Origin of the sequence: Sphingopyxis sp. FD7, assembly GCF_003609835.1 — a bacterium.
Taxonomy (GTDB): domain Bacteria; phylum Pseudomonadota; class Alphaproteobacteria; order Sphingomonadales; family Sphingomonadaceae; genus Sphingopyxis.
The window spans coordinates 2789060-2815709 of the sequence record NZ_AP017898.1; the positions used below are offsets into that span (position 1 = coordinate 2789060).

The window sequence follows — 26650 nt, forward strand, 5'->3', positions numbered from 1 at the left end:
ACCCAACGGAGATGGGTCCCCGCCTTCGCGGGGACACGGCCTGTGCCGGAACGATTATTCGCCCTCGATATTCGGTTTCGGGAAGCTGTCGGCGCCCAGCGTCTTGTACAGCACGCCGCCGATGATCCCGCCGACGATCGGCGCGACCCAGAACAGCCACAATTGCTGGATCGCGAGGCCCCCGACGACGAGCGCCGGGCCGGTGCTGCGCGCCGGATTGACCGAGGTGTTGGTCACCGGGATCGAAATAAGGTGGATGAGCGTCAGCGCCAGGCCGATCGCGATCGGCGCGAAACCCGTCGGCGCACGCCCGTCGGTCGACCCCATGATGATCCACAGGAAAAAGGCGGTGAGCACGATCTCGATCAGCAGCGCCGACCAGATATCATAGCCGCCCGGCGACCCTCCGCCGAAGCCGTTGGCGGCGAGGCCGTTGGTGGCAAGGTCATAGGTCGGACTGCCGCTGGCGATATAGAAGAGCAGAAAGGCCGCGACGATTGCGCCGAGCAGCTGTGCAATCACATAAAGCGGAATGTCGCGCGCCTCGAAGCGGCCGCCCGCCCATAGCCCGACGGTGACCGCGGGGTTGAGGTGGCATCCCGAAATATGGCCGATCGCATAGGCCATGGTGACAACCGTCAAACCAAAAGCCAGCGACACGCCGAGCAGGCCGATGCCGACGTCGGGGAACCCCGCCGCGAGCACCGCGCTGCCACAGCCGCCGAACACGAGCCAGAATGTGCCGATAAACTCGGCCAGACCCTTTTGGATATTCGTCATGATGACCCTCCTCCCCGCCGACGGCCACAGACGCCTCCGGCGCGCGGGCATCCTATCAGCGCTGGGCCACCGGGCAAGCCCTTGCGATACGCGGCAGAATCACGCTGCGGCGACCGCCTGGACGAAGGTGCGCGCGCGCTGGTCGAGCGACAGCGCCGCGCCCGAAAGCCCCGCCGACAATTGGCCGAGCGCCTGCGCACCATCCCCCACCGCACTCGCCCCGCGACCGATTTCCTGCACGCGCGAATCGATCTCGCGCCCGGCGAAGACCGCCTGTTCGACATAGGATGCGATCGTCAGCGTCGTCGCGCTCTGTCCGTCGACGGCGCGGTCGATCGCGTCGGAAAAGCCGTTGTTCGCTTCGATTGCCTTTTCGACCTCGGCGAAGCCCGCCGACACCTGGCCGACGATGTCGCGGATATGGTCGATATAGCCCGCGATATCGTCGGCGGCGGTGCGCGTCTGGCTGGCGAGCGTTTTCACTTCGGCGGCGACGACGGCGAAGCCGCGGCCCGCGTCGCCCGCGCGCGCCGCCTCGATCCCCGCGTTGAGCGCGAGCATGTTGGTGCGGCTCGCCATATCGATGATCAGCGCGAGCATCTGTTCGATCGACTGGCTCGCCGCCTTGAGCGCGCTCGCACGCTCGTTCGCCTGCCTTATCTTGTCGTGGGCGTCGCTACGCACCGCGCGGGCGCGCGCGCCGTCCTCGACGATCCGCGCCATGGTCGCCGCGAGCGCGCGACCGCGATCGCCCAGATCCTGGAGGCCCGTGAGCGTCTGCGCCGTCGCGCCCGCGACGGTCACCGCATCGCGCCCCGTCTGGTGCGCGCGATGGGCCAGCTCGCCCGCCACCGCCTCGACCTGCCCCGCCATGTCGGACAGGCTCGCGGTCAGCGCGGCAATATCGCGCTGGAAGGCGCGCCCCGCGGCGTCGATATGCGCCGCGCGCGTCGCGCGCTCCTGCGCCAGCTCGACCTCGCGCAGCATCGCCAGCCTGGCAAGCTGGCTGCCGTCGAGCGTTTCGACGAAGCGTCCGCCCTGCACGAGGATCAGATCCTGCCCGTCGGGCGCCCCCGCCGCGATCCGCAGCAGGTCGGTCGTCGAATGTTCGACATCGGCGGTTGGACAATCCTCTATCATCGACGCGATCGAGCCGCCGATCGTCGGATTCTGCATCAGCGAAAACCAGAAGGGACAGAAGAGCAGCTCGCGCACGCGCTGTTCGCGGATCACCCCGACCGGCCGCCCGGCCGCATCGACCACCGCGAGCGTGCGGAGGCCGGGGTTGGCGCGGAACTGGTCGATCACCTCGGACATATGCGCATCGACCCCGACCGCCGCCACATGGCCCGACGTTGGCGAAAAGGCGTTGGCGATGGCGTTCATGGGATCTCGCGAGGCTCCGTCCGATGGGTCCGAGCGCGTCCTACGCCGCCATGGTAAACATGAATTTAACTATTTGTTTCAGTGATGTGACATCCTGGCTCCGGCGAACGCCGCTCTGCCGCAATATGCTGTTCAGATTGCGCCGGTTATGCGATGGGACGCCAGCCGCGAGGAGAGAGACGATGCGCGCCTTGATTTTGCCCCTGATCGCCGCTCCCCTGCTCGCCGGCTGCGTCAGCGCCGTGAAAACGGTCGTCACCGCGCCGGTCAAGGCGGTTGGCCAGGTCGCCGACTGGTCGACGACGAGCCAGGACGAAGCCGACCGCAACCGCGGGCGCGAACTGCGCAAGCGCGAGGAGCAGATGGGCAAGCTGGCGCGCCAGCGCGACAAGGCGGTCGAAAAATGCCGCGACGGCGACGAGGAACAATGCCGCCGCGCCGAGGTGCTTGACCATGAAATCGAGGCGCTGATGGCGGCGCCCTATTAATTTGAAGGTGGCTGAGGCTCTCGGCCATTCCTCAAATTCCGTTGGTGTCGAGCGAAGTCGAGACACCCCGAAGGTCGGCGCTCCCCAAGCGTGTCTCGACTTCGCTCGACACGAACGGGAATGGAGGGCTCACCCCAACGTCGCCGCTACCGCACCCGCCGTCCCGTCCACACGACGCGCCCGACGATCCGGATCGCCGACAGCGGCAGATCGTCCCAGCTGCGATAATGCGGATTGTCGCTGATCACCGATACGCGCCCCGGCCCCGGCGCGCGCGCGATCCGCTTGACCATCAGCACATCGTCCATGCGCAGCACGTAAATGCCGTCGCGCAGCCGCGCCGCCGCGTCGCTGCCGTCGACCAATATGTCGTCGCCGTCGTCGAGCGTCGGCGCCATCGAATCGCCTTCGACGCGGATGATGCTGAGCGCGCGCGGATCGGCGCCAAGGTCGCGCAGCCATTTGGGATCGAAGGCGACCTCGCCCTCGACCGGCTCGCCATCGACGCTCGCGCCCGCGCCCGCCGACGCCCCGATCGCCAGCTTGGGCACCAGGATCATCCCCGGCCCGCGACTCCGCGCCGGGGTCGCGACACGCGCCACCGGCCCACCCAGCATCGCTTCGGACACCCCCAGATAGGCGGCGATGCGCGCGCGATCCTGTTCGGCCAGCCGCCGCGGCGAACCGCGCTTGATATATTGCTGAATATAGGCCGGGTTGCGCCCGATCACCTGCGACAGGCGCGCATAATCGACGCCCTTTTCCGACAATAGCCGGTCGAGCGCCGCGCGCGGGTCGTGAACTGGGTCGATCATGGCGGTCTGGTCCCGTCCTTCCGCATTCTTCCTAGCAAGCGGATTTTTCCTAGACAAGTAGGTAATTGAGCATCAGATAGGAAATATCCTATCACGCGACTCGCCCGGTTTCGCCGGGTTTCATCAGGGAGGACAATATGGAGCGCAGCCTGTTGCAGCGGATCGATGTAGCCGGCCAAAAATTCTGGCCAAAAACTCCGGCCAAAAATTCGCTCGATTATGTTAAATTTGCACCCACCTAAAGCGCGGTTTCAAAGAGCCGTCGTGGGGCCTTAATCGACCTTGCAGGGCAGCCCTTCCACTCCCTGCTCTTTGAACCACAGACAGACATCGTTGAGCTTGTCCCAGCCGCGCTGCCCCCACTCATCCTTGTTTCGCTGATGCTGCCGATTTCCCTCCTCACTGTTCTGCTGGAGGATGGCGACATCAGGGAGCGGCTTGCGCTCCTGCTCGAACATCACTGCACTCGGGGATGAGAGACGTGTCGACTCCACCGTCGCGCAGCTCGTTACACAGATCGATGCGCTGGCGATCAGTAAGACCGTTGTCGGGAATGCCCGCAGTCGCATTGTCGAATTCCTTTCTTGCGGTGGCCTCGGCCCGTCGCCGCGCTGCCGCGCGCTGGGCAGCCGAGGTGTCGGCCTGACGGCCCGTTCGCTCCAGTTTCGCAGACGTCTTCGCCTCGTGCGTCGTGATGACGTTGGCGTCGTATGTGCATTTGCCGACCCCCGCGAGGATCAGGGCAACGCCGATCACGATTGCCCAGGCGATCGGGCGCGCCGCGCGGACCCCGACGCCTTTGCCTATGAGCCAATAGGCTATCAGCGCGATCATACCGCACCCCCGCCGTCATAGGCTTCGCGCGCCGCGCGCGCGCCGATCGCCTCAAGGCTCCGCTCGCCCCAGCGCGCGCGCCAGCGCCCGACGGGACCGCCAAGCGAGAAGGCGAGGACGACGACGAATTGATAGGCGACCGTCATCAAGGCAATCATGGCGATGATGTTGAGGCGCATCCGCTCGGTCGAGACGCTCCACCCGCCACGCCAGAGCAGCACGACGAGCGCGATCAACATGAGCGCGGCAACGATGCTGCCGATCCACATGCGGTCGATCATCCAGTGCCGCTTGGCCTCGGCTGGCGTGCGCGCGGCCAACAGCTCATAGGGGATGCCGCCGTTCATCGCGGGTCGATCCCGACCGACTGGAGCCACGACGCGACGTCGAAACAGGGGCATTCCTTCAGCCACTCGTTCGACGTGATCTTGCCATCGCCATTCCGGTCGGGGCTGGCGTCGCGGTGCCCCATGAAACGGGCGGCGGGATAGGCCGCGCCCAATTCACGGCACAGCCATTCCAGCGCCTTCTTCTGCGCGTCGGTGCGCGTGTCCTTCGCCTTGCCCTGGGCATTGAGCCCACCGACGTAGACGACGGCGATCGAGCCGGTGTTGAAGCCCTTCACATGGCTGCCGGGCACGCTCTCGTCGCGGCCGATCTCGATCGTGCCGTCCAAGCGGATGACGAAATGATAGCCGATGTCGCTCCAGCCCTGCGCCAGATGCCATCGCTTGATCGTCGCGGCGTCGATGTCCTGCCCCTCGCGGGTCGCGGTGCAGTGCAGAAAGATGCGAGTGATATTCTTGCCAGTGCCCTTGACGACATCGGGCGCGATCTGCCCGATCAGCGGAAGCGAGACGCCAAGCTTCCGAAGCAGCATGTCGGCCGTCTCGTTGCCATAGATGCCGTCTTCGGCCGCACCGACCGCGCGCTGGATGCGCTTTGTCTTTTCGAGAAGGTTCACCGTCACTGCTCCGCCGGGAAGGTCATTTGCCTTGACCTAACCCCAAGGAAGCACAGCGACCGGGGCCCGCTGGCGGACCTCACCGCCACTCCTCGACGGTGAGCGCCCATTTGGTGACGGCGGGATCTTCGCGCTCGAACTGCTCCAGTTTGCGGAACAGCGCATAATGAACCGACGTGGCGAGTGGCGGATAATCCGGTCCCTCGACGGCGAGCAGTGTTTTGCTCTCCCCCAGCTCCTCGACGATCTGCCACAACTTGGCAAGCGCCGCGTTGTCGAGGTCGACGAAACGCCATTGGAAAGAGGCTTTAACGACCCCTTCGTCGACCCCGAAGCCGCCATCGGGCAGCGCGACGACGCGCGACGTATCGATCGGCATCCGTCCGCTGCCATAGGCATAGGGCCAATCGAAGGCGAGGCCGACGATGACGCGGCCGATCTCGATCGGCGTGGTCGGCTGGTTCACCGTGAAGCGGAAATAGCGGCCCGCGACCGGCGCAGCCAGGCGAGCAAAACAATGATAACGGGTGCGGATATTTCCGGCCAGCCGCATTGGCTGAGCATTGACGTGCGTAGCCGTAACCGCGCCACCAAGCGCGTCGATCGTCTGGATCGTCCACACGGCGTCGGCGCGAGCGTTGGTCGCGGCCAGGAAGAAGCTGTCGACATTCTCGACGGCCTGCAGATCGATTTCAAAGGCCTGCGCACCCACGCCCGGTGCGACGCCGATTTCGCGGGGTGATTTGGTTTGGAGATTGTCGGCCCCGCTCCAACCGGCAGCCGACGGGACGAAGGAGATCGGTTTCACGATCAACAGGCCGGGCATTACAGTCTCCTCAGGACGGTGACCTTGGTCCCGCCATTGCCATCGATCTCGTCGGCGCCCAGGACGAACACATCGATCCCTTCGGCATAGCCGCCCTTGTCGGCCGTCAGCGTGACGACCTTGCCGATTATTTCGACATGCAGGCCGGGGACGCGGAGTATCTCGACGACGAGCGGGCCGGAACGGAAGGAGAGTTGTCGCGCCGCCTCGGCGACCGCGTCAGCCTTTAGAGCGAGCGCGCTGGAGATCGTCGTGTCGATCGCGATCGTGCCCCAGGTCGCGGCGGCGATCGGATCGGACGCGATCGCGGAAATCTCCTCGCTCGCCAGCCACTCGGCAAAATCGGGATCGACCTGCGTCACGCCGCGACTGCCGCCTCCAGCGCCGCGATCCGCGCGTCCTGCGCGGCGATCAGGAACAGCGCGAGCTGGTCGACGCGGACCCCGAAGCGGCTTCCGGCGGGGCGACCGGCCTGCGCCGCGCGCGCCGGGGCGATGAGGTTGCCTTCCCCGTCGCGGACTTCGTCGGTCGCCGCGACCGGCTCCACCGCGTCCCACTTGTCCCAGCAGAGGAAGGCATAGGCGCTGCCCGGATCGACGCCCTCGGCAAGCGGCTCGATCAGCCCCTCGTCGGCCATGATCGCCCACACCGCCTGCGCGCGCACGCCGAAGTGCATCCGCGCACCGTCCGCGCCCTTCGCGGCGATCGCGTCGTTCCACTGATAGAAACCGAGTTCAGCCGCGATCCGCCGCGCGGCGCGCAGTTCGGCTTCGGTCGGCGCGCCGCGCCACGTCTTGTCACGCTCGTCGGACGTGTTGATCGTGCCATTGACGGCATAGATTTCGCTGACCCGGTTCTCGCCGCCGCCAAGCGTATAGGCATTGTCGGCGACCGGATAAAAACCGCCCGCTGACGAGATCGCCCAGCGATAGGTGGCATTGGTGCCAAAGCGTATCTGGTGGTTCAGGCTGTTCCAGATGTCGAAACCGTCATCGATTGCCGAATAGCCGCAAAAGCCCTTCGCCCCCGACGGATCGTAGAAGCCCTGAAAACAGGCGCCGCCGCCGCGCGCGGTGGTCGTTTCGAGCCGCTGGATTTCGCCGCCCGACTTGACGTGCAAACGCACAGCGGGGGGCACGCCGATACCGAAATCGCGCGCGGTCGAGATACGAACTGCCTCGACGGCATCGATCCCAAACCGAATGTCATATCCGCTAGAAGTCGAGCCGATATATCCGTAACCGCTGCCGGCATCGCCATTGGCGGAAACCACGAGGCCGCGATTAGCATCCTCGTGATTTTGCAACAACACTCCGACGCCGGATGGGCCTTTGAGGGCCAATGCGCCGCCATCGAAACGAGCCACCTCGCCCCCAGCGACGGCGATGCCAACGATATTGTTGCCAACGCGATAAAGGCCTGTGTCCGTATCCGCCCCGAAACGCAGCGCCGGGGCCGCCGCCGTCCCGTCAGGGAAGTTGCCTGATCCGATCCCATCGCGAACCGCACCGAAATCGTCGATCAACGTGGTAACGCCTTCCGAAAGGGCGATGATCCGCCCCTGCGTCGGCACGATGCGGTATGCCTGCCCCGCTGCGGTCGCGCCCGCATAATTCGGGCTGATCGTCAGCTGCGTGTCGCTATCGACGTTAACGACCTCATACATGAAGCCATCGGGGCCGCGAAAGCCGTCCCCGGCGAGCGCATTCTTTACAAAGGCGGTGCCCGCGCCGATGATAGTCGCGCTTCCATTGGTGACGGTGACGGTGCCCGTTTTGTACCAAGTCATTGTTCTGCTCCTGAAAGAATGATCGCGTCGCGCCAGGCGAAACGGGCGCCGCCCGCCGCGCTCACCGGCTCGATCGCTAGAAGGATAAGATCGCCGCGCTCGACCGGCAGCGCGGCGCGCAGCTCGCCCCGCTTCCAGTCGCCCACCGCGCCGTAATCCCACGCTGCGCGACTGCCCGCTGCCCAGCGCCCCAAGGCGTCGGCGTTGCGTTCGATGTCGGCCAGTGCAATCGGCGCCAACGCGGCCGGTACAAGATAAAGCCGCAAGGTCGCTGGGTCGGTGCCCTTGATCTCGACGGCGGCATCCACGGCCGGGGCAGGTGCGGTCATCTCGGCCGAAGCGACGAGCGTTATCGCGTCGATAGAGCTGGCGCGGTCCGAGCTGCACCCCGGCGCGAGCGCGAAGGCGGCAATCGCCATCGTCAAGCGTGCGAACTTCATCATGTGATCTGTGTCCTCTTCATGATTTCGGCGGAGATTTGAACGTCCTTCCAGCGGACATCGACGGCGGAGAGCGCATCGAGCGTGACGATATAGAGCTGGCCGCTTTCGGGCGCCGTATCGATCCACGACAGATGCGCATTGTCCCAGACGTTGTAGATATATTCGAGCTTGTCGCTGTTCATGGGCGATACCGCCGAGGCGGGCAGCGCAGGATAGCCGCCCGGCGTCGCGCCCGGATCGGCCTTGAAGGCCGCCGCCTGCGCCGCCGTCACCTCGCGCAGCCTCGCCCATACATGCTGCGCCGCCAGCGCCTCGATCTTGAAGTTGCCGGTCATCGTCACGCGAACCGCGTTGGTGCCGGGCGGCAGCGGCGGCAGCTCGACCATACCGACCAGGACGTCGTTGGCGCTTCGCAGCAGCGAAGGCGGCGTCGACACGACGATGCCGCCGACCGCGCCGCCCGCGACCGACAGCGAATCGACCGACAGCTGCGAGACATAAAGCCCGCCGTTGCGGAACTCGAAGGGCGCCTTCGACACCCCGCCCGCCGCATCCCAGATGCGCAGATAATCGACGATGAAATCCATGCCGCCCGTTTGGCCGTCATTGTTTGCGACCCAGCCGATGACGCGCCCATTGACGTCCAGCTTGACGCCATAGCGCGCGAAAAGACCGTCGATGCTCTCGGCCTGCTGTTCGATCGTCGCGCTATGCTCGCCGACCGTCGTCGAAACCTGGCTGATCTGCGTCGCCAGCGCGCTATCGGTCGATGATCGGACCTGCTGCTCGATCGCGATCGCGCCCTCGGCCGCGCCGACCCGCGCCGCCAGTGCTTCGCGCGCCATCGCTTCGGCCGTGTCGCCATCGATCAGCCGCGCCGTGATTTCCTCGCGGGCCAGTGCCAGCGACGCGACCGTCGAACGCTGGCGCCGATCGCCGGCGAGAAGTGCCGCCAGCGACGCCGCCGCTTCATCCTCCTGGCGGCGATCGACCAGCCGCGCGACGCTGATCCCCCGTTCGATCGACGCGGTGTCGCCCAGAGCGGACAGGCTGTCCTCGGCCGTCGCGACGCGTGTTTCCAGATCGTTGAAGGTCGCTGCATCGACCTTGGTGACGATCGCGCCCTGGAGCGCATCGATGTCGATCCTTGCGTCGGTGACCGTCGCCGACAAGGCGTTGACGGTCGCGGCGTCGGCCTTCAGCAACAGCGACGCATCATGGCCGTCCAGCCGCACCTCGGCACTCGTCAGCCGTGCCTCGATGCCTTCAAAGACGGGCACCTGCGACGGATCGATCACCGCCGTCGCAATCGCATTGTCGACATAGGACGTGGTGGCTTTCAACGCGACCTGCGCCTGCACGGCGTCGAGCGTCACCGACACGTCGTTGATCCGCTCGGCTGTCGCATCGATCGCCGACAGCGTCACCTTTCCAGACGCGGGATCGACATAGATGCCCGCGTCGCGGATGACGCCCTGCGTCCGCGCGAGCCGCGTATCGATCTGCGTCACGACGGCGGCGAGGCGGTCGAGCGCGTCGGTCTGGACGCGCATCGCCCCCTCGGTCGCCGCGCCGATCGCGGCGGCGCGCACCTGTCCCAGATCGGTGGCAGCGCCGCCGCCGCGGTCGATCAATAACCGCCCGCCCTCCGTCAGCACGAGCGACATATTCAAAAGGTCCGCGGGCGAGCGCGTATTGCCCTCTTCGTCGCGGATATTGCTCGGCAGGTCGCTCGCGGGCGAAGGCACGATCGCCCCGTCCGTAGCACCTGGTTCCGCGGGCTTCAAATCCTCCAGCGGCGTGCCGTCGAGATAGCTGACATCGTCCGCCAGGATGACGGCGGCCGATATTTCGCTGTCGCTATGAACGCGATGATTGCGGCGATAACCGACCTTGCGCGTCTTCACCGGCGGCAACTGCCGTTCACGGCCGAGGAAGATCGCCTGAAACGCCGCTACCGGAGCGCCCCATGCCCATTCGCCGATGCGGATCGTCGCGTCGGGCTGGAGCACCCAATAAAGCGACACGCCCAGCAAGAGGCGGTCGATCGCCTGCGCGACGGTGTCGGTGCCGACTGCAATGTGGACGCCGCAGGGCGCGGGCCGCAGCGCCTCCGCTGCGGCCAGATCGGCGAGGGCCGGCCCACCAACCGCTGCCAGCATCTTCGCGACGATCCCCGCCGCCGTCTCCGAATATCCCCCGCTGTTCTCGCCGCGAATGTCAGCCGTCAACGGCCCCGCGGGAACGGTCCACCATTTGACGCAGGCAATCGACGGCGCGGCCACACACCCGCCATCGGGCGCATCGGCCGCCTGGAGCGCGGTGAAGGTCGCGGCGACGCTGCCCTGCCACGGCAGCTCGACGATGGCCCCGGCGCGGCCCTTGTCGCGCACGGCGTCGAACGCGCCGATCGGTTTCGACGGATCGCCGAATTCATAGATATTGTTGGCCTTGTCGAGCAGGCCACCCTCGACATTATAGACGCGACCCCAGCTCCGCCGCTTGGGCCTGCCTGTCGCCTCGGACGGCCCCTCGATCCCACCCTCGCCGGTAAAGCCCGCGCCGAGCAGCGGCTTGTCGAGCAATTGGCTAGGGTCGGCGATCGTGAGCTGCAGCTGCCCCTCGTTCACCACGACGTCGGCGACCGTGCCTGTCAGACGCCGAACGAGGGCGCCGCCCTCTTCGCCCGCGTCGATCGTGACGGCGGCATCGCGCCAATAATAGCCGAGCAGCTCGGTCATCAACGACGACGCGCCGGGCACGAAACCAATCTCGCCGTTGGTCGGCACCGTTCCGCCCGTCCAGCCATTGTCGTCGAAGCCAAAGGCCGCGCGGAAACGCGGCATCGCGACGACGCCGGCATGATAATTTTCGCCGTTCCGTCGATAGGGCGTGTCGGTGCCGCCACCCGCCAGTCGGACGGTGACTTCGGCGCCCGTATCGGCGCGGCGCGGCTGAACGTCGATGAATGCGATCTCGCTCATCGCAGGTCCACGTTGCGAGAGATGTTGCCGCCGCCGCCCCCGCCCACCATGACTACCCCGCCGCCCCCCGCACGCAGGATCGCGCGCATTTCCGCCAGAATGTCGTTGGTCTCGTTGGTCAGCTGGTTCTGCGTCTGCATCGCCTTGCTGGTGTCGACGGTCGCTTGCTGCGCGGCGCGGATGCGTTCATTCTCGGCCGCGATGATCGCCTCGGCCGTGCTGATCGCGTTCGAACGATCGCTGGCATATTCGCTGCCCGCAGTGCCATAGGCGTCGCGGCTCGTCTCGACGAGCTGGCGGGTCAGGTCGGCAAGCTTGTCGGCTGCGCCATCGACGCCCTTTTCGGCGTCCGACTTGGCCGCGGCGATCTCGGTGAGCAGCTTGTCGCGGCGCTCGGCCGCCGTGCCTTCGAACAGGTCGCCGAATTTCAGGTCATCGAGCAGCTGCTGGAGCGATCCGACGCGGCTCGACAGGATCTGCTCGACCAGCTTGGCGCGATCTTCGGCGTTGCGCGCCTCGATCTTGCTGACGTCAAAGCCATATTGGGTCGCGATCCGGACGCGCTCTTTCGCCTGCTCCTCGAACTCGCGGAACTGGCGCTCGATCGCGGAGCCAATGCCGCCGAGCAATTCCTCGACTTCGCGAACCTTCAGCGCCTCCTGGACTGCCTTGTCGATGTCGGTGCTCGACCGCAGCGCCTTTTGCATGGCCGCTGAAAGCCCCTTGATCGCCCCGTCGCCAATCGCGTCGGCGATGGCATAGGCGATCGCGCCCGCCTCATCGTCGCCGAAGTCGCGCGCGCCATTCTTGATCTTCAGCGACGAGCCGCTGGTGTTGACACGGTAATCGCCGCCGCGGACGCCGATGGTGGTGTAGAAAGAACCGACCGTTGCATCGAGGGCCTCGGCGATGCGCTGGAGCCCGCCGGTGACCGATCCGGCCAGCCCTTCGGCCGCGCCGTAGTTTTTCTTGTCCTTGCCGCCGATTGTATAATCGTCGACCCCGGTGATCACGGCCCCAGCCGAGCGCGACTTCTTGAACAGCCCGCCGAGAAGCCCGCCCGCAATCGACCCGATGATGTCGCCGCCGGGGATAGGAAGGAACGAACCGACCGCGCCGCCGATCTGCGATCCTGTCGTGCTCATTTTCAGGCCCAGCGACTTGCCGACGCCGGCGACGAACGATCCGGTCTGCGCACCGCCGAACGCCTTGGCCAGCGTGCCCTTCAGCTTGTCGGGCAGGCCGGGCAATTCCTTCGCCGCACCCAAAATGCCACCGATCGGCCCTGCCGTGAAGAAACCGGCATAGGCGCCCTCGAAAACGGGCGACAGCTTGCGGAAGAAATCGCCGCCCAGATATTCGTCGAACAGCTTGGCGAGCGGTTCATATTGCGCACGCGCCAGATCGCGCAGAAAATCATTCTGCTCGCGCATCAATGCGGCGCCGATCGGCGACGGCCGATTGCCCGACACGACGATCGGCGCGTCGGCGCTCGCCGCGCCGCGCGCCTGGCCGAACACGCCCAGGAACGATTTCGCGCCCTGGCCGATCGCACCGCGCGCGGTCGACCGATTGATGTCGGCCGTCGCCGCCGCCACCGCGTCGGTGAACATTTTCAGGGCCGCCGACGATCGCCCGGCTTCGCCTTCCAGCCCGTCGATCTGTTCCGCCAGATCGTCGATCTCGCGATCGAGCGGCGTCTTGCCGCGCACCCGCTTTTCCAATGCGCGCAGGCTGTCGCCGAAGATCGCCTCGACCGCCATGCTGCCCCGGAAGCGCTTGATCAGCTGCTCGCTATTCTTCAGGAAATCGCCGCCGCTGCCGCCGCTGAACAATTCCTCCAGCGCGCCGCGCAGGTCGCCGATCGACGACATATAGATCGAGATGATGTCCTGGCGCTTTTCGAGCAGATCGTTGATCCGCTCTTCGATCGCAACCGTCGCCTCGATCTGTTTTCGCGCCGTCGCCGTAAGCGGCACATTTTTCGCTGTCAGATCCTGAATGCGCGCGAGGAGCTGCGCTTCACGTTCTCGCCCCTGCAACATGAGGAGCTGCTGCGCCCACTGGTCGCGGCTAGTCTTTAGCATGTCGGTGAGCGGCCCGTCGACCGTCTCGACCGCTACGATTTTCAGCCGCTCCGCCCGCGCGACGAGCTGCTCCCAGTTCGGCGGCTTGCGTGCGCTGAGCACGGCGATGACGCCGTCCAGCTCCTCGACCGCCGCCTGCGCCTTGACGATGCCGTCGGGCAACGGGACGAGCCGCTGCTGGATGGCGTCGAGCGGCGCCGCGATCCCGTCCATCACCGCCGCGCGCGCGCCCTTGGCCTCGCCGATCAGCTTCTCGAACGACGGCGGCTTGCGCTTCTCCAGGTCGGCGATCAGCCCGTCGATCGCCCGCAGGTCGGCGAACGCCTTGTCCAGCGCGCGCGGCGCCGGGTTATAGCTGTCCGCGATCCGCGCGATCTTCTCCGCCGCGCTCTCGCCGAAATTGGCGAGTGCGTTGGCCGCGCCGGCGCCGCTACGTGCCTTGGGCCCTTTCGGACCAGCCTTCCGGAACTCGCTGGCGAGCTGACCTTCGGCGAGGGACTTATCGATCAGGTCGGCCAGCTCGACCTTTGCTTCGGCCGAAACGCGGTTCGCAAGGGCAGTCAGGAACGCGCTCTTGTCGATGCCTGCGCGCGAAAAATCGATGTCGTTGGCCAAGCGCGCGGCCTCGTCGGCCGAAATGCCGCCCTGCTCGACGCCCGTTACAAGGCTCGACAACCGCTGGCGCTCGCGCTGCGAGATCGCAAGACCCGTTTCGCCGTAACCACGGTGCAGGATGCGCTGAAATGCCAGCCCAAAGCCTCCCCGCGGCGCGTCCTTCGCATCGGCAAGTCCCGACACCGCATCGGTTCGCGCCTTTTCCGCTTCCAGGCGAAGGTTGGCGGACATTATCCGGGCATTGAGGATCAGCATCTCGTTCTGAGCTTTGATCTTGCCTGTCGTGAGGTCGAAGATCTCCCCCATGACACTTTGCGCCTGGCTGAGGCCGCTCGATGCCATTTCCGCCGCGCTGGCGGCCTCTGCGCCTTCGAACAGCTTGGCGGCGAACATCGACACGAGCGGGATCGCGACGCCCAGCGCGATCCCGAACGGCCCGCCCATGATCGAAGCGAACTTGGCGATCTTCGACGATGACTTGTCGGTTTCGCCGCCCATCATCGCGATCGCAAATTGCGCCTGCGACGCCTGCTGTGAAAATGCCGTCAGGATGGGCGTCCCGCCCTGGACCTGGATCAGGAAATCCTGCGCCTGCTGCCCCAGCTGCATCTGACCCGCACGATGCCGCGCCTGCGCCCGCGCGATGACGTCGGCCGCCTGCTGCTCGGCGCGCGCCGCCGCCCTTGCTGCCCGTTCCTGATCCTTGCGCGCGCGCTCGACCTCGCGCGCCGCGCGGGCCGCCTCGCGATCGCTCGCGGCAACCTGATTGGTCGCGGCCGACGCCGTGCGCCCCGCGCCGGCCATGTCGCGCAGGCCGCCCGCTGCACCCTTGGCGCGCTGCTCGCTCGCGGTCAGCTGACCGACAAGCCCGTCGTCGCGCGCGCGCAGCCGCGCTTCAAGGATCGTCTGCGCGCTCATTTATGGATCTCGGCAAGCGTGGCCAGCGCGGCCTGCTCCATCGCGCGCAGACCGGGCAGGGTGGCGGGCGTGATCTCTATACCTGCCAGCTCGGCGGTCGGCTTGATCGCGGCATAATCGAGCCCGGCGAGCGCGCCTGAAAAGGGGTGCCGCCGCCATTGCGTATCGAGCGCAAAGAAAAGCGCGACCGTGCCGGCATCGTCCTGATGAATTTCGATCGCGTCGTCGTCGGCGCGCGCGTCCGCCTGAAATCGCGCCGGCAGCACAGTGCTTTGCGTAACCACGTCGTCGGCCTTTTCCCGTCGGCCGCCGCGCCCCGATGCCCAGGCGCGCGCGACCGCCCTCAGTTTCCCTTGCGCTGCTCCGGTTGGGCCTTGCGCAGGTCGCGATAGGCTTCGGTCACGCCACCGGCGAAATTCGGGACGCGAAGCATCCGCTCCAGATTGTCCTTGGTAAACGGGACCGATCGGCCGCCCTCGCTGCCGTCGTCCTCGATCACGCCTTCCCAATTCTCCAGAATGCGGAGAATGAAGGGGGACAACACGCCGCTCAGCGTCTTGCGATCATCCGGATTGTCGGCCTGGACCAGCTCGCTTCCGACCTTGGCCACGTCGTCGTTGAATGCGACGAACTCATCCTCGTCCAGAATGACAAAGCGCCCGCGGATCTCGTTGACGACGATTTCGCCCTCTTCGGTGACGCCGTTGAAGCGGATCGGCCACCATGCCTTGGCCTGCGAAACGATTTTATATGCCACGATGGCCTCCTGTCAGAATATGGCGGGGATGTTCGGCTCCCCGCGCCGGACCCTGATTGACGGCCAACATTGGGCTGTCGCTCGCTCCGGCACGATCGTCGGCTAGGCGCCGCCGCCCCGAACGGCAGCCGCACGCCATCACAGCCCCTCGGGTGTCAGGTTGCGGTAATGACCAGATCGTCCTGGCCGGCGAGGATGTTCATGCGGATGTCCATTTCCCACATCAGCTTGCGGTCTTCCTCGGTCTCGTTGATCGAGACGATCTGCGTCTGCGCGCAGGCGACCTCCACGATATTGCCGGCCGCGACGCCGTGCGTCAGGTTCAGGTCCATGATCGACGAGCTGTCGAGCGCTGCCAGATAGTCCTTCGCGGCCATCGACGGCGCTTCGACGACAAGCCGCCCCGTGATCGCATGGTCGCCCCGGTTGACATAGCGCGAGCCGATCAGGTTGCGCAGGCTGATCCCGACGCCGGCGTTGAGCGTCAGGCTGCGCGTGATGACCGCGAAGCCATCTAGCAGCAGCAGCGTGTTGTCGGTGTTGACTTCCAGCGGGTCGATCCAGCGGTCGATGGTCGCCGCGCCGGGGGCATTGACGTCGCGCGGAGCGGCAGCGGGGATAAGGCACGTATAATTGAGCCCGATGAACGGATAGGCGCCCGCGGTGAAATCCATGGTAAAGGTGCCGCGCGAACCCAGCCCCTTGCGTCGCTGGTCGCCCATCCAGTGATACTGCGTCAGCGACGATTGAGGGACATTGGCGGCGGCCATACGCTGCTCCGCGCTTACCCCAGGGGAAAGCACCGGGGCAGCCATGCCGCACGCTTCGAGCAGCTCCATCCACGCGGGAGCGGTGCCAGCGGCGCCCGATCCCGCAACCTCGACCTCGTAGCTCAGCTCCTGCCGCTTGTTCGTTGCCAGGATCGGCGTCGCGCCGAAGCTGCCGCGGTCAAGGTTGCGTTCGAGGGGGTCGGTAATCAGCGGCGACGCGCGAAAATTGCGCGTAAGGATCGCATTGGCAGCGAGCGTCGGCGCGGCGTCGGTGCCATAGGCCACCTCCTTTTTCGCGGCGAGCACTTTGACGGCGTCAACCATCGACATTCTCCTGTCCGCCCGCGTCCGGCTTCAGCGCGGGATCTTCGATATTGGCCTCGGCGAGCCAGCGACGCCGCGCGACGCCCGACGTCGGCAGGCCATGCTCGTCCAGCTCAAGGCCGGATTTCGGATCGCGAGCGCGCGGCGCGGTCGGCGCGGCCTGCGTCGTCGTTCGTTCGGCCTCCTTGCCCTTTCGGCCCTTGGGGGCCTTGTCCTCGACGGGCGGCGGGGTGGTCACCTCGCTGCCATTCTCGCCGGGGGTTGACTGGAACGCGGGATCGGTGTCATCCGCCATCAGCTGTTTCCTTTCCTAAGTCTCCATGCGGCCATAAGGTCCGCCTCCACTGCGAGCGGGGGTCCGTCAGCGGACATCGGTTGTCGCCCATGCCTTCGGCGCACCGCCATCAGCTGCTTCCTTTCCTCAGTCGCCATGCGGCCGTAAAATCGACGGCCCAGGCAACCCCCCAGCCGTCAGCGGCTATCAGCCGCCCGCCGGCATAATCGCAGGCGCCCGAGGCGTCGGGATGCTTCCAGCCGGTCAGCGCATCCATCACCTTGACGATCTGCTCCTCCAGCTCGCGCGACGGGCTGCCGTCGACGCGCATCTTCGGCTTCAGCACAATGACGACACGGAACATCGTCGCGACCCGCTGGTCGTGGATGCCGTTCATCTCATTGGGCCGCGCGGTCTCGCGATCGGGGATGACGAACAGCGCGGGGCTATGCGCCGGCGCCGCCTTCAGTCCCGCCCATTCGAGCACGCCCGCGACCTCCCGAAAGCCGCCCGCGATCAAGCGATCGACGATCGGCTGCGCCCGGATCAGCCGGATCATGCCGCAGCCCCCGCGTTCATCGCACGCAGCAGATGGCCGACCAGGATGCGGTCGATCGCCATGATGTCGTCATCGGAAAAGCCGAGGAATGACCGGCGCGGCATGGTGACGCTGGCGCGATAGCCGAACGGCGTGTCGAGCGCCTTGCCCGTCTTCGGTCTGATCGTGCCCCCGAATTGATGGATCTTGCCATAGATCGCCGGGCCGCCGGTGCCATAGACGCCGACCGAGGCGAAATCCTCGCCGCTCTGCCGTTCGAGCGCATTATACAGGTCGCCGCTCGCCTGGAGCGTCTTGCGCCCCTCCTCGATCGCGGCGGCCGATTTCTTCCAGGGAATGCCCAGCGGGTCGCGCTCTTCCTGAAAGCGGTCGAGCGTTCCTTCGAACATCGCCTCCGACGACTCGGCCATTGGTGCCGACAGATCCGACGCGGCCTCGCGCAGCCGACGCAACGTCGGCGCCAGCGCGTCGACCGTCGTGATGTCGATGTCCAGCCCGGCACTCATCGGCCGTAGGACCGCAGGCCGCCGACATAGCCCGAAAGCGCGTCGGGATAGGCGCGTCCGCCCGAATGGAACGAAACGCCGCCCTCGTCGGACGGCGGCGCGGCGGTCGCGCCCGGCAGGCTCGACTTGCCGTCCTCGATCCGCTCCAGCGCGCGCTGCGCGGCCTTCGCGGGCGCTTCGATCCCGTCGGGCGCGCCATTCGGATAGAGCCGCGCGCGGGCGATGTCGCCGATCCAGACCTTGACGATCTCCGGCACATCGGCGAGCGGCATCGTATAGCGGCTGCCGAGCGCGGCCTGGACGATCGCCTGGGCAGCGGTCAGCGCGCCGACGAGCAGATCCTTGCCGATGCGGCCGTCGCCGCGCTCGTCGGTCATGCGGACGGTTTCGTCCAGGCCGAACCGCTGGACAAATTCCGCGATCGTCAGCATCGGCGCCCCGCCGTCGGGCATCGCCCAGGCGAGATCGAGCACGGCGACTTCGACTTCATCCTGCGCGCGCGCGCCGCCGGCGTCGTCGACGGTGACGGTCACCAGATATCGCTCGCCAGCCCCGCCTTCGCGAAGTTCCAGCGTCAGCGCCGAGGCTAGCAGATTGCCGACGGCCACCAGCTCGGGCGCGCCGGGCACGAGCCCGCGCGCCTCGACCTCGATGCCGACAAGGTTGCTGATCGTCGTCACTCCGCCGAATTCCATCGGCAGGCGGGCGATCTCGGCAGGCTGTTTGACGACCAGTTTCATCGGCCGCGAACCCTCTTTGCAAGCCGGATGCAGCGCGTGATGGCTTCGTCGGCAAACAGGGCAATCAGGAGGAAGAACCAAAGCGCCGCGGCGACGCCGCCCCATGTCGCCAGTCCAACGCGCTCGCCCCTGGGCGCGGCAACGACCCCGGCCGTGACGATCAAGGCCAGCCCGGTCGAAATGGTGAGATAGAAGATGGCGAACGCCTGCATCTCAGCCTCCCGCGACCGGATAGCGAAGCGCCGCAGCGGCAATCCCGCCCCCGACGATCCACCCGACCGCGCCGGCAAGCGCCGCGAGCAGCCCGAGCAGAAACAGACCGAGCCCCATTTCGAACATCGGCACATAGGCCCGGTGACCCAGCCGGACGACGGGCAGCGCCATCAGGATAACACCGATCAGCATCACTACGCCGGCGATCTGCGACAGCAGCTCGCTCATGCTTTCTGGGCCTTGGGTTTCGGCGCAGCCTTTGGCTTCATCGGCGCCTTGGGCTTCGCAGCCGCAGGCGATGCGGCGGGAGCGGGTGTCGGCGTCGGCGTGGGTGTTGGGGTCGGTGCGGGCTTTGGTGCAGGCGACTTCGCCAAGGTCGGCACCGGCTTCAGCGCGCCGATCGCGACCAACTTGTCGCCCTGGGCTTCCCGCAGCGAAACGATCGTGCCCGGCGGGATGGGCTTCTTTCTGCCGTTCGACAACGGCGTAACGACTTCATAATCGGGCATGGTCGAACCTCTTGAATTTGGGGAAAGGTGGGCCGCCTCCAAGATACCCCTGGAGTGCGGCCCACGATTGCTGCGCGGCGATTAGGCCCCGGCACCCTGGAACAGGAACCCGGCGTCAGCGCCGACCAGCTCGGCCGAGAATTCGTCGAAAACATCATTGTCCCAGCTGCGCGTGTCCTTTTCCCACTGGCTGGGCGACACGAACGGATGCGCTTCGAGCTGATAGGTGTAGCCATAGCTCGGCAGTGGCATCGCGCGCTGGCCTTCGGGCGGGACATAGGCGAGGATCGCATCATCGCCCCAGATGTCGACGGTGGTGTCGTCGTCCTGGTCGTAGATGCCGTCACCGGACACGACGAGCGGAATGTCCAGATATTCCTGGAGCATCGCGTTGGAGATCGTCGCTGCCGTCGTGTGCTTGAAATGCTCGAGCACCTTGGGATGGTCCTTCAGCGCCTTTCGCGCGGTAGCAGCAAGCGCAAGCGTGTTCGGGCGCTTGCCCGTGCGGCCGCGGATCACTTCGACTGCGTCGCTGATCTGCGTTCGCGGGTCGCTGTCGGGATGGGTCCAGACATCGGTTCCGGCGAGGGCAAGCTTGTTGGTCGCGGCATAACTGGCGGCATTGCGCGCGACCTCGGCCTGCTGGATTTCCTTCTCCATCGCGATCACCGCCAGCACGATATCGACGGCGCTCTGCTGAAGGTCGATGCCCGGAACCGCGGCGGCTTCGCCGATATATTCGATCGGCACCGATGCGCGCAGGGCTTCCTGATGCAGGTTCACCGCCTTGCCTTCATAGCCGAATTCGAGCTGCGCGATGCGGGCGCCGGGCGCGCGGCGCGTCTTGCGACGACGGAAGCTCGACCGGTCGAACTCGATGCGCTTGGCGGCGCGCGTCGGCATGGTGACCGTCGGGAAAAGGAAACGCCCGATAAATTCGGCCTGGACATAGCCTCGGGCATGGTTGGACAAAATCGGATCGACGACGCGAACCTGTGCGGCATTCATTCCCGGACCGGTCATGGATGATATTCCTCGTTACTGTTGAAAAAGGGGGTGACAGTGGCGCCGATCAGTGGACCAGCAGCACCTCGATAAGGTCGCCGTCAGCGACGGCGGCCTGAAGCGCATAGGCGGCGATCGGCCCGACGCCCGCCTGGGCGATGCCCTTGCCGCTGCCGTCGGCCGCGGGCTTGATCGGGCCACCGACAGCAATCGCACCGCCCGCTTCGAGCATGGCGGTGCCGAGCACGCGCACCGACAGGGCGACGCCAACGGCTGCGCCATAGGCGGAGACGCCGAGCGGTTGCTCGCCGTCGGCGGCATGATTGCCGGTAAAATCGACGAACCGTGCAGCTGAGATGCCGGTCGCGGCCGAAACCGTGAGGGAAAGAATGGGGGACTGCTGCATCGGTGTTCCTTTCAGTCAGGCAGCGAAAAGGGAGGCGGGAGGCGTCAGCCGCCCGCGCGGCGGACGGCCTCCATCCAGCCGAGCTTGGGATTTTCGGCCTGGAGCGCGGCGGCCTTCGCAAAGATTGCCGCGCGGGCGGGATCGACCTCGTAACCGGCGGGCGCGGCAAAGCTCGCGAGCTGGCCATCGATCGCCTTGCCGTCGTCGGCCGCGATTTCGCCCAGGCTGACGAGCGGCTGCGCCGTGTCGAAGATCTTCATCAGCGCGGCGCGCGGGCTCATATCGGCAACGCCCTCGCCAAAGCTGACGACATCGTCGCCGCCAAGCGCATCGAGCACGCCGACCAGCAGCGCCTTGCCCTCGGGCTTGATTTTCGCTTCCTTCAGCAGCCCTTCGGCAAAGCTGACGTTCGCGTCGTGACGTTCCTTCGCGGCTTTTTCGGCCGCAGCCCGCTCGCGCTCAGCGATGCGCTCCTCGCGTTCGGCGAGCGATTGTTCGCGTTCGGCGAAGCTCGCTTCCCAATCCTTGCGGGCATCCTTGTTGTCGTCGGTGGGCGGCATGACTTTCTCCTGCTCAAAGGTGACGAGGTCGCCGGCATCACCGGCTGCGAAACTGACCCGCCCCAGCCCCTTCACGCCGGGCGCGTGCGCGCCCAGGAAGCCGACATGCTTTAGGTAAAACTGACCGGGCGTGGGATTGTGCGGGTTGTCGGGCGGATAGAATTGCGCCGACACCTTGGCGTAGCGGCCCGCCTTCACCGCCTCGGCAAAGCTGGGCTCCAGCTGGGCGGGATCGGGATAGGCCAACAGCTCGTCACCCTGGACCTCAAGCCGGTCGATCCAGCCATAGGCGGGATCGTTGAGCTGCGGATGACCGATGACGAGCGGGGCGGGGTTGGCGGCGGGGTCATAGCTCGCCGCGATCGCCGCCAGATCGCCTTCGCCAAGCGACACCTTGACCCCTTCGACGGACGTGAAGGTGCCGGTGCGGAAAAGGCGGATCGGTTTGAGGGCGGCGGCGGCGTTCGTCATGCCCCGCACTTAGGCGGCTTAACGAAGCCGCATCGGCGTCCGCCGTCGGACGCCGAATGGATCAGTCCGTCAGGGCCCGCTTAGCTGAACCGGATAGCGACTGGCAAGCGCCCGCGTCGGCGATTGACGCGATCAGCCCGCCGGAGGAAGGGTCGCTCCTGCATCGACGGCATCGGCTGAATGGTGCCCAAATTTGCCGTGGGCACGTTGCCCATGCGCATCGGCAGGAAAAAACGACCCAACCCACCACTTTTCACCGGAGGGGCTTCTACGGGCAAATTTTCCGCTGATCCGACACCCCGTCGGCGCGCCCCAATTGGTCCAGACGCTTTGCGATGGCTTTCCACATCTCGACGCCCGCCAAATCCCCCGTCAATGCCAGGGCACCGATCCGCTCTGCCACGAATAGGTTGGCGCGTTCACCATGCTGCCGCTCAACCTCTAGAGCGCACGCCCAAACATGCTGTTCCGGCGAGAGGCTCATCCGGCAACCCGTTGCCAGATGCCCCAACCGGCCATGCCAACCGAAAGCAGCAGTAGAGACCAGAACTCGGCCGCAAAAAGAAGACGGCGAAGCCGGGCGCTAAAAGGCACGCTTGGGCGCCGGATCGACAGAGCACTTCCCCCTGTCGGTCGAGTTGATCATACGGATGGTTCGGGTCGCGGTTAGATCGACGCGGCTAATTCCATAGTCCAGCATGTCATCCTTGAACACAACGCGGTCGGGCGTAAAGGTGCCCGCCATCCGAACGGTATAGCCCGTTTTCGGAACCAGCACACTGACGGTCCCCGCGCCCTCATCGGCCGTGATCTTAACCTCCGACCTGGTGCCTTCGCTGTTCGTGAAGACACAAGTCATATAGGTGGGGGCCGCTCCCGCCGGAACCGCGAAGCTCACGGCGATCAACGCCAACGCAAAAGAAACGGCCTTCATTATGTCCTCCTCAAACTTGCTTCGTCAGCACAAGCGGAGCTTCCGCCACCCCGCAGTTCGGCCATAGCGCCAGCCAGTCTTGATCGAAACCGTCGCTTTCCGGCTTCCTCGACACAAGGTGGTCGGCTGCGACCGTCCAGCTCATTCTGCGCATCCGCGCCTCGCTGACCTGTTCGACGCGGCAATTGCAGCCCCAGCCGTTTGGTGGAAACATCCAGCGCCAGGCAGGATGCTCGACAGGCAGGATGACGCCATGCCGCTCTTGATGATCAGTTTCCGGATCTCGCCGCCAATGGTCGGATCGATAGCGCAGGAAAGGGAACATCTCCTTTTCGCGCTGATATTTCGCACGGCGATGCGCCGCGATGCCGATACGGCAGATCCATCGCCATAGATCACCGATCGGCCCATAATCGGACGAGCTTGCCAGGATTGCCTCCGCCACGACGCAACAGCGCGCATCATCCGGTGGGAACCTGAGCACGGCCCCCACCTCACGCGCGATTGCCTCTTCAAGCGACGGGAGCGCCGCGTCGGTCGCTGAGGGCGCCTTCAGCCGCTCCAGCAACCACCGGACCTGGTCCCGACCTTCCCAGTGGGCGATCGCCAAGTCGGGCGGAGCGGTGAGCCATGCCCAGAGGAACCGCATCTCCTCTTGGGTAGCGAGATACGTGCGCCGTGATCCGCCGCGGCCGAGCCACTCTCCCATCACTTCCGCGACCAGCGGCCCACCCAGCCGCACGGTCCTTTCGTTGAGCAGCGCTTCGCGCCAATCATCCGGTAAATCCGCCGAGCAAGGCGGGAAATTCGGAATGCCGCTATTCACGTCTTCTTGATCACGGCGACAACGCGGCCGACGATATGGATTTCGCCGTCATAGGCTACGTCGTCCCGCACATTCGGATTGTCACTCTTGATGACTATCGCGCCATCGGCTCGCGTGGCAAGCCTCTTGACCATTCCCATCTCGCCGATCGCACAAACCCAGATCAAATCGGCGAATGATGGCGACGTCTCGGCGAGATCGATCAGCATGATGTCGCCGTCGTCGATCGTCGGCGACATCGAGTTCCCTTTACCCGGCGCGAAGCGAAGCATCTCGGGCGGCGATGAGGTATAGTGCCTCACCCAGTCCGCAGGGAAGTATCGGGCTGTTTCGGTGACAACGATCCCGTCGACGAAGGTTGCACCGAGGCCATAGGCAAGGTCGATTTCCTGAATGAGCACGAGCGACGAAGAGGGCGGCTCGCCTTCGTCTCCGGGCATCTCTGCGGCGTCAGTGTCAATGAAATCGTCAACTGAAGAGCCAATCACCTGACAGATCGCCTTCAACGTTCCTACCTTGGGCGTCGAGACGCCTGACGTGATGGCGTTGAGAGATTGCCTCGAAATTCCGGCCTTTTCCGCCACACTTGAGGCTGCGCCATAGGCAAAAACCGCAAGCCGCAAAGCCGACGCCGATTGCTCGGTCCAGCCGAGGACGCGCGCATTGTCGTTTTTTGGTTGACTTGACGACTTACTTGTCATTAGTCGCGTCAACATGACAAATGTAAGGCGAACTGACATGCAAGACTGGCATCCACAGGATGTCAGAGCGGAAATCCGCAAGCGCGGCGGCACCCTTTCGTCTCTCGCTAAGCAGGCAGGCGTCTCCAAACAGGCTCTTGGTGCTGCGATCGATCATCGCGCTTCCGAACCAATTGAGCATGTGATCGCTGATTTTCTGGATCTGAAGCCGCACCAAATTTGGCCTTCCCGTTACAACGCCAAGGGGCGGCGCATCCGTTACCGCTCCACCCGCGACACGCAGGTGGCTGCATGACGCGGGCCTATCACACCGGGCGCGCCGCGCCAACGTCCCACCAATGTTCCGCTGAATTGCCGTCTCAAACCGGCACATCGGGAGGCAAGGTGCCCGGCTATGCGTCGGCGCAGGAACTGGCTGATGCAGCACTTCCGGGCTTGCCGACGACAAAGCGGAGTATCAACCGTCGGGCCGAAACCGACGGCTGGCAATATATCGACCGCGTCGGGCGCGGCGGCGGGCGCCTCTATCGCGTCGCCGACTTGCCGATCGAGGCACAGCAGGCTCTGCTTCAACAGCGAATAAGCGCCGCTTCAGGCACACCGGTCGGCCGTCCGAAGGGCAGCGACTATTTCACCCGCAATCCCGAAGTCGCCGCGGCCGTCGAGGCGATCCTTGCCAGCCGCCGCCTTGCCGCCCCTGGCGTGATGGAGCTGCTGCAGGACAACTTCGTCACCCTGCCGTCGCTCCGCTCGCTCCGCCGTTTCATCGCGAAGCTGGAGGATGAGCGCAAGACCGTCATCACGTCGATGCGCGATCCCGACGCCTTCAAGAGCAAATATCGTGTCTCCATCGGCCGCGCCGACGCCAACACCACCCGCGCGCATCAGATTTGGGAAATCGACGCGACCAAGGCGGACGTGATGACCACCGAGGGGCGCAAGATGATCCTCGGCCTGATCGACCGCTGGTCGCGCCGCGTCCTCTTCATGGTCTGCCCATCCGAAAGCGCGCAATCGGTGCGCCGTCTGCTCATCACCGCGATCGAGCGTTGGGGCGTCGTTCCCGAAATCGTCATGACCGACCGGGGCGCGGGCTTCATCAACGGCGCGATCGTCTCGGCCCTCGAAATGCTCGGCATCGAACATTGGCCGTGCCCACCCGCGTCGGGCGACAAGAAACCGCATATCGAACGCGTCTTCGGTACCTTCCAGCGCCAGCGCACCGAACTCTTCGACGGCTACTTGGGGCATAGCGTTGCCGAAGCCCAGCAGCTGCGCGCCAAGGCGCGTAAGGACAGCGGGCGCCCGGTCATCACCGCGCGCATGTCGCCCGCCGAGCTTCAGGCCGCGATCGATGGCTGGACCGATGGGGTCTACCATCTCCGCGAACATGGTTCGTTGCGCATGTCGCCGATGCGCAAATGGCAGTCCTCGCCTGTCCCGGCCCGCGCCGCGCCCGGCGCCGACGTGCTCCGCATGGCGCTCTCGGCCCTCGTCGGTCCGCGAACCGTCGGCAAGCGCGGCATCCAGTGGCAGGGCGGGCGCTATTGGTCGCCCGCGCTCGCGCCTTGGGTCGCGCGCCAGGTGCTCGTCCGCCGCGACGAGGACGAGCTGGGCGAGCTGCTCGTCTTCAGCCCTGACGGCGAGTTCATCGACGTCGCGGTGAACCACGCCCGTTCCGGCCTGTCCGAAGCCGAATTCGCCGCCGAGGCGCGCGCGCAGCAGGCACGGTGGCTGCGCGAACAACGCGCCGACCTGAAGGACCGGGCGAAAGACTTCAACTTCGAGCGCGCGCGCGATGCGATCCTGCGTCGCGACGCCGAAGCGGCGGGCAAGCTTGTCCAATTGCCGATGCCGACGCAGACGCACTCGACCCCGGCGATCGACACGCTCTCGGAAGCCGCGGGATCGGCATCGCCCCAGCCGGCACGCCGCGAACGTCCCGCTGCCGCGACGATCGTGACGATGCCCAAAAGCCCGGCGGTCAAGATGCGCGAGGCCGACGAAATCATCGCGCGCGCCGATGCCGGCGAGACCGTCGACGCCGATGCCCTCCGCCGTGCCCGCCTTTACGCCTCGACCAGCGAATACCGCGCCCAGCGCGCCGTTGCCGAGCACCTCGCGACCCCCACCAGCGGCAAGACATCCGCCTGACTGAAGGAGAAT

At 65.8% G+C, this 26650-nt stretch carries 33 protein-coding genes; 4 read left to right on the forward strand and 29 right to left on the reverse strand.

The genetic code is table 11. The features are described 5' to 3' along the window. Nucleotides 1-54: 54 nt before the first annotated feature. Together aqpZ and SPYCA_RS13305 are read right to left on the reverse strand one after the other, a co-directional pair. Entirely contained in the window at nucleotides 55-780 is a 726-nt protein-coding gene (aqpZ, locus tag SPYCA_RS13300; RefSeq protein WP_120221125.1) for an aquaporin Z, read from the reverse strand. A gap of 99 nt (nucleotides 781-879) precedes the next feature. Next, nucleotides 880-2166, reverse strand: coding sequence for a methyl-accepting chemotaxis protein (locus SPYCA_RS13305; protein ID WP_232003310.1), 1287 nt, complete (start codon nucleotides 2164-2166; stop codon nucleotides 880-882). Between the two features lie 182 nt (nucleotides 2167-2348). Here SPYCA_RS13305 and SPYCA_RS13310 point away from each other — a divergent pair, with 182 nt between their 5' ends. Beyond that, the gene (locus SPYCA_RS13310; RefSeq protein ID WP_120221127.1) at nucleotides 2349-2654 is read left to right on the forward strand and encodes a hypothetical protein; all 306 of its coding nucleotides are present in this window, start codon (nucleotides 2349-2351) and stop codon (nucleotides 2652-2654) included. Nucleotides 2655-2800: 146 nt separating this feature from the next. On the opposite strand, the gene SPYCA_RS13320 is transcribed toward SPYCA_RS13310, so the two are convergent. From SPYCA_RS13320 to SPYCA_RS13410, 20 genes are all read right to left on the reverse strand, one after another. Further along, nucleotides 2801-3469, reverse strand: a complete 669-nt coding sequence (locus SPYCA_RS13320; RefSeq protein WP_172595075.1) for a S24 family peptidase — start codon at nucleotides 3467-3469, stop codon at nucleotides 2801-2803. A 272-nt stretch (nucleotides 3470-3741) separates the two neighbouring features. Next, nucleotides 3742-3927, reverse strand: coding sequence for a hypothetical protein (locus SPYCA_RS13325; RefSeq protein ID WP_120221129.1), 186 nt, complete (start codon nucleotides 3925-3927; stop codon nucleotides 3742-3744). Further along, nucleotides 3896-4303 carry a hypothetical protein gene (locus tag SPYCA_RS13330; RefSeq protein WP_120221130.1) on the reverse strand — a complete coding sequence of 136 codons (408 nt, stop codon included), beginning with the start codon at nucleotides 4301-4303 and terminating at the stop codon, nucleotides 3896-3898. The genes SPYCA_RS13325 and SPYCA_RS13330 overlap by 32 nt, the downstream gene beginning before the upstream one ends. Then, nucleotides 4300-4650, reverse strand: a complete 351-nt coding sequence (locus SPYCA_RS13335) for a hypothetical protein (RefSeq protein ID WP_120221132.1) — start codon at nucleotides 4648-4650, stop codon at nucleotides 4300-4302. The genes SPYCA_RS13330 and SPYCA_RS13335 overlap by 4 nt, the downstream gene beginning before the upstream one ends. Then, a complete protein-coding gene (locus tag SPYCA_RS13340) occupies nucleotides 4647-5267 on the reverse strand; it encodes an N-acetylmuramoyl-L-alanine amidase (protein WP_232003312.1) in 621 nt (206 codons plus the stop codon). The genes SPYCA_RS13335 and SPYCA_RS13340 overlap by 4 nt, the downstream gene beginning before the upstream one ends. A 79-nt stretch (nucleotides 5268-5346) precedes the next feature. After that, nucleotides 5347-6093: a hypothetical protein gene (locus SPYCA_RS13345; protein WP_120221134.1), complete on the reverse strand. Its 747-nt coding sequence runs from the start codon at nucleotides 6091-6093 to the stop codon at nucleotides 5347-5349. After that, nucleotides 6093-6455: a hypothetical protein gene (locus SPYCA_RS13350; RefSeq protein ID WP_120221135.1), complete on the reverse strand. Its 363-nt coding sequence runs from the start codon at nucleotides 6453-6455 to the stop codon at nucleotides 6093-6095. The genes SPYCA_RS13345 and SPYCA_RS13350 overlap by 1 nt, the downstream gene beginning before the upstream one ends. After that, complete coding sequence (locus SPYCA_RS13355) at nucleotides 6452-7882, reverse strand: tail fiber domain-containing protein (protein WP_120221137.1); 1431 nt, start codon at nucleotides 7880-7882, stop codon at nucleotides 6452-6454. The genes SPYCA_RS13350 and SPYCA_RS13355 overlap by 4 nt, the downstream gene beginning before the upstream one ends. Beyond that, entirely contained in the window at nucleotides 7879-8301 is a 423-nt protein-coding gene (locus tag SPYCA_RS13360; RefSeq protein ID WP_146625138.1) for a hypothetical protein, read from the reverse strand. Before SPYCA_RS13360 ends, SPYCA_RS13355 begins: the two co-directional genes overlap by 4 nt. Before the next feature lie 20 nt (nucleotides 8302-8321). Next, entirely contained in the window at nucleotides 8322-11309 is a 2988-nt protein-coding gene (locus SPYCA_RS13365; RefSeq protein ID WP_120221140.1) for a hypothetical protein, read from the reverse strand. Continuing rightward, entirely contained in the window at nucleotides 11306-14929 is a 3624-nt protein-coding gene (locus tag SPYCA_RS19290; RefSeq protein WP_172595076.1) for a hypothetical protein, read from the reverse strand. Before SPYCA_RS19290 ends, SPYCA_RS13365 begins: the two co-directional genes overlap by 4 nt. After that, nucleotides 14926-15213 carry a DUF1799 domain-containing protein gene (locus SPYCA_RS13375; RefSeq protein ID WP_232003314.1) on the reverse strand — a complete coding sequence of 96 codons (288 nt, stop codon included), beginning with the start codon at nucleotides 15211-15213 and terminating at the stop codon, nucleotides 14926-14928. Before SPYCA_RS13375 ends, SPYCA_RS19290 begins: the two co-directional genes overlap by 4 nt. A 59-nt stretch (nucleotides 15214-15272) precedes the next feature. Then, nucleotides 15273-15686 (reverse strand): hypothetical protein, encoded by a 414-nt coding sequence (locus SPYCA_RS13380; protein ID WP_120221142.1) that lies wholly within the window; start codon nucleotides 15684-15686, stop codon nucleotides 15273-15275. Nucleotides 15687-15841: 155 nt separating this feature from the next. Beyond that, the gene (locus SPYCA_RS13385; protein WP_120221144.1) at nucleotides 15842-16780 is read right to left on the reverse strand and encodes a phage tail tube protein; all 939 of its coding nucleotides are present in this window, start codon (nucleotides 16778-16780) and stop codon (nucleotides 15842-15844) included. Next, the gene (locus tag SPYCA_RS13390) at nucleotides 16773-17075 is read right to left on the reverse strand and encodes a hypothetical protein (protein ID WP_120221146.1); all 303 of its coding nucleotides are present in this window, start codon (nucleotides 17073-17075) and stop codon (nucleotides 16773-16775) included. Before SPYCA_RS13390 ends, SPYCA_RS13385 begins: the two co-directional genes overlap by 8 nt. Before the next feature lie 109 nt (nucleotides 17076-17184). Further along, on the reverse strand, nucleotides 17185-17613 hold the full coding sequence (locus SPYCA_RS13395; RefSeq protein WP_120221148.1) for a phage tail terminator protein: 429 nt from the start codon (nucleotides 17611-17613) through the stop codon (nucleotides 17185-17187). Continuing rightward, nucleotides 17610-18119 (reverse strand): phage virion morphogenesis protein, encoded by a 510-nt coding sequence (locus SPYCA_RS13400; RefSeq protein WP_120221149.1) that lies wholly within the window; start codon nucleotides 18117-18119, stop codon nucleotides 17610-17612. The genes SPYCA_RS13395 and SPYCA_RS13400 overlap by 4 nt, the downstream gene beginning before the upstream one ends. Beyond that, complete coding sequence (locus tag SPYCA_RS13405; RefSeq protein ID WP_172595077.1) at nucleotides 18116-18859, reverse strand: DUF1320 domain-containing protein; 744 nt, start codon at nucleotides 18857-18859, stop codon at nucleotides 18116-18118. The genes SPYCA_RS13400 and SPYCA_RS13405 overlap by 4 nt, the downstream gene beginning before the upstream one ends. After that, nucleotides 18856-19071: a hypothetical protein gene (locus SPYCA_RS19295; RefSeq protein ID WP_172595078.1), complete on the reverse strand. Its 216-nt coding sequence runs from the start codon at nucleotides 19069-19071 to the stop codon at nucleotides 18856-18858. The genes SPYCA_RS13405 and SPYCA_RS19295 overlap by 4 nt, the downstream gene beginning before the upstream one ends. A gap of 1 nt (nucleotide 19072) precedes the next feature. Beyond that, nucleotides 19073-19300, reverse strand: coding sequence for a hypothetical protein (locus tag SPYCA_RS13410; RefSeq protein WP_120221153.1), 228 nt, complete (start codon nucleotides 19298-19300; stop codon nucleotides 19073-19075). 12 nt (nucleotides 19301-19312) lie between these two features. Between SPYCA_RS13410 and SPYCA_RS13415 the strand changes: the two genes are divergently transcribed. After that, entirely contained in the window at nucleotides 19313-19573 is a 261-nt protein-coding gene (locus SPYCA_RS13415) for a hypothetical protein (protein WP_120221155.1), read from the forward strand. Nucleotides 19574-19662: 89 nt separating this feature from the next. Here the strand turns inward: SPYCA_RS13415 and SPYCA_RS13420 are convergent, their stop codons facing one another. From SPYCA_RS13420 to SPYCA_RS13450, 7 genes are all read right to left on the reverse strand, one after another. After that, entirely contained in the window at nucleotides 19663-20604 is a 942-nt protein-coding gene (locus tag SPYCA_RS13420) for a major capsid protein (RefSeq protein ID WP_120221157.1), read from the reverse strand. Between the two features lie 49 nt (nucleotides 20605-20653). Beyond that, nucleotides 20654-20992, reverse strand: coding sequence for a capsid cement protein (locus tag SPYCA_RS13425; RefSeq protein ID WP_120221159.1), 339 nt, complete (start codon nucleotides 20990-20992; stop codon nucleotides 20654-20656). Between the two features lie 44 nt (nucleotides 20993-21036). Beyond that, nucleotides 21037-22023, reverse strand: coding sequence for a hypothetical protein (locus SPYCA_RS13430; protein ID WP_120221161.1), 987 nt, complete (start codon nucleotides 22021-22023; stop codon nucleotides 21037-21039). A gap of 268 nt (nucleotides 22024-22291) precedes the next feature. Beyond that, nucleotides 22292-22507, reverse strand: coding sequence for a DUF6961 family protein (locus SPYCA_RS13435; RefSeq protein ID WP_120221163.1), 216 nt, complete (start codon nucleotides 22505-22507; stop codon nucleotides 22292-22294). Between the two features lie 99 nt (nucleotides 22508-22606). Then, entirely contained in the window at nucleotides 22607-22957 is a 351-nt protein-coding gene (locus SPYCA_RS13440) for a hypothetical protein (RefSeq protein WP_120221165.1), read from the reverse strand. 10 nt (nucleotides 22958-22967) lie between these two features. Continuing rightward, nucleotides 22968-23783 carry a hypothetical protein gene (locus tag SPYCA_RS13445; RefSeq protein WP_120221167.1) on the reverse strand — a complete coding sequence of 272 codons (816 nt, stop codon included), beginning with the start codon at nucleotides 23781-23783 and terminating at the stop codon, nucleotides 22968-22970. Then, on the reverse strand, nucleotides 23780-24484 hold the full coding sequence (locus tag SPYCA_RS13450) for a S24 family peptidase (RefSeq protein ID WP_172595079.1): 705 nt from the start codon (nucleotides 24482-24484) through the stop codon (nucleotides 23780-23782). The genes SPYCA_RS13445 and SPYCA_RS13450 overlap by 4 nt, the downstream gene beginning before the upstream one ends. A gap of 37 nt (nucleotides 24485-24521) precedes the next feature. On the opposite strand from SPYCA_RS13450, the gene SPYCA_RS13455 reads away from it, so the two are divergent. Both SPYCA_RS13455 and SPYCA_RS13460 read left to right on the forward strand, forming a co-directional pair. Beyond that, the gene (locus SPYCA_RS13455; protein ID WP_120221170.1) at nucleotides 24522-24779 is read left to right on the forward strand and encodes a helix-turn-helix domain-containing protein; all 258 of its coding nucleotides are present in this window, start codon (nucleotides 24522-24524) and stop codon (nucleotides 24777-24779) included. A gap of 56 nt (nucleotides 24780-24835) precedes the next feature. Continuing rightward, entirely contained in the window at nucleotides 24836-26638 is a 1803-nt protein-coding gene (locus SPYCA_RS13460) for a DDE-type integrase/transposase/recombinase (protein ID WP_172595080.1), read from the forward strand. The last annotated feature ends 12 nt before the right edge of the window (nucleotides 26639-26650 follow it).

Coding starts and splice junctions, on each gene's coding strand:
- SPYCA_RS13455 (WP_120221170.1), top strand. CDS start 24,522: ATGCAAGACTGGCATCCACAGGATGTCAGAGCGGAAATCCGCAAGCGC.
- SPYCA_RS13395 (WP_120221148.1), bottom strand. CDS start 17,613: ATGATCCGGCTGATCCGGGCGCAGCCGATCGTCGATCGCTTGATCGCG.
- SPYCA_RS13430 (WP_120221161.1), bottom strand. CDS start 22,023: ATGACGAACGCCGCCGCCGCCCTCAAACCGATCCGCCTTTTCCGCACC.
- SPYCA_RS13450 (WP_172595079.1), bottom strand. CDS start 24,484: ATGACAAGTAAGTCGTCAAGTCAACCAAAAAACGACAATGCGCGCGTC.
- SPYCA_RS13435 (WP_120221163.1), bottom strand. CDS start 22,507: ATGAGCCTCTCGCCGGAACAGCATGTTTGGGCGTGCGCTCTAGAGGTT.
- SPYCA_RS13325 (WP_120221129.1), bottom strand. CDS start 3,927: ATGTTCGAGCAGGAGCGCAAGCCGCTCCCTGATGTCGCCATCCTCCAG.
- SPYCA_RS13410 (WP_120221153.1), bottom strand. CDS start 19,300: ATGAGCGAGCTGCTGTCGCAGATCGCCGGCGTAGTGATGCTGATCGGT.
- SPYCA_RS13345 (WP_120221134.1), bottom strand. CDS start 6,093: ATGCCCGGCCTGTTGATCGTGAAACCGATCTCCTTCGTCCCGTCGGCT.
- SPYCA_RS13330 (WP_120221130.1), bottom strand. CDS start 4,303: ATGATCGCGCTGATAGCCTATTGGCTCATAGGCAAAGGCGTCGGGGTC.
- SPYCA_RS13365 (WP_120221140.1), bottom strand. CDS start 11,309: ATGAGCGAGATCGCATTCATCGACGTTCAGCCGCGCCGCGCCGATACG.
- aqpZ (WP_120221125.1), bottom strand. CDS start 780: ATGACGAATATCCAAAAGGGTCTGGCCGAGTTTATCGGCACATTCTGG.
- SPYCA_RS13385 (WP_120221144.1), bottom strand. CDS start 16,780: ATGGTTGACGCCGTCAAAGTGCTCGCCGCGAAAAAGGAGGTGGCCTAT.
- SPYCA_RS13310 (WP_120221127.1), top strand. CDS start 2,349: ATGCGCGCCTTGATTTTGCCCCTGATCGCCGCTCCCCTGCTCGCCGGC.
- SPYCA_RS19290 (WP_172595076.1), bottom strand. CDS start 14,929: ATGAGCGCGCAGACGATCCTTGAAGCGCGGCTGCGCGCGCGCGACGAC.
- SPYCA_RS13320 (WP_172595075.1), bottom strand. CDS start 3,469: ATGATCGACCCAGTTCACGACCCGCGCGCGGCGCTCGACCGGCTATTG.
- SPYCA_RS13400 (WP_120221149.1), bottom strand. CDS start 18,119: ATGAGTGCCGGGCTGGACATCGACATCACGACGGTCGACGCGCTGGCG.
- SPYCA_RS13305 (WP_232003310.1), bottom strand. CDS start 2,166: ATGAACGCCATCGCCAACGCCTTTTCGCCAACGTCGGGCCATGTGGCG.
- SPYCA_RS13405 (WP_172595077.1), bottom strand. CDS start 18,859: ATGAAACTGGTCGTCAAACAGCCTGCCGAGATCGCCCGCCTGCCGATG.
- SPYCA_RS13360 (WP_146625138.1), bottom strand. CDS start 8,301: ATGGCGATTGCCGCCTTCGCGCTCGCGCCGGGGTGCAGCTCGGACCGC.
- SPYCA_RS19295 (WP_172595078.1), bottom strand. CDS start 19,071: ATGCAGGCGTTCGCCATCTTCTATCTCACCATTTCGACCGGGCTGGCC.
- SPYCA_RS13440 (WP_120221165.1), bottom strand. CDS start 22,957: ATGAAGGCCGTTTCTTTTGCGTTGGCGTTGATCGCCGTGAGCTTCGCG.
- SPYCA_RS13335 (WP_120221132.1), bottom strand. CDS start 4,650: ATGAACGGCGGCATCCCCTATGAGCTGTTGGCCGCGCGCACGCCAGCC.
- SPYCA_RS13355 (WP_120221137.1), bottom strand. CDS start 7,882: ATGACTTGGTACAAAACGGGCACCGTCACCGTCACCAATGGAAGCGCG.
- SPYCA_RS13420 (WP_120221157.1), bottom strand. CDS start 20,604: ATGACCGGTCCGGGAATGAATGCCGCACAGGTTCGCGTCGTCGATCCG.
- SPYCA_RS13390 (WP_120221146.1), bottom strand. CDS start 17,075: ATGGCGGATGACACCGATCCCGCGTTCCAGTCAACCCCCGGCGAGAAT.
- SPYCA_RS13425 (WP_120221159.1), bottom strand. CDS start 20,992: ATGCAGCAGTCCCCCATTCTTTCCCTCACGGTTTCGGCCGCGACCGGC.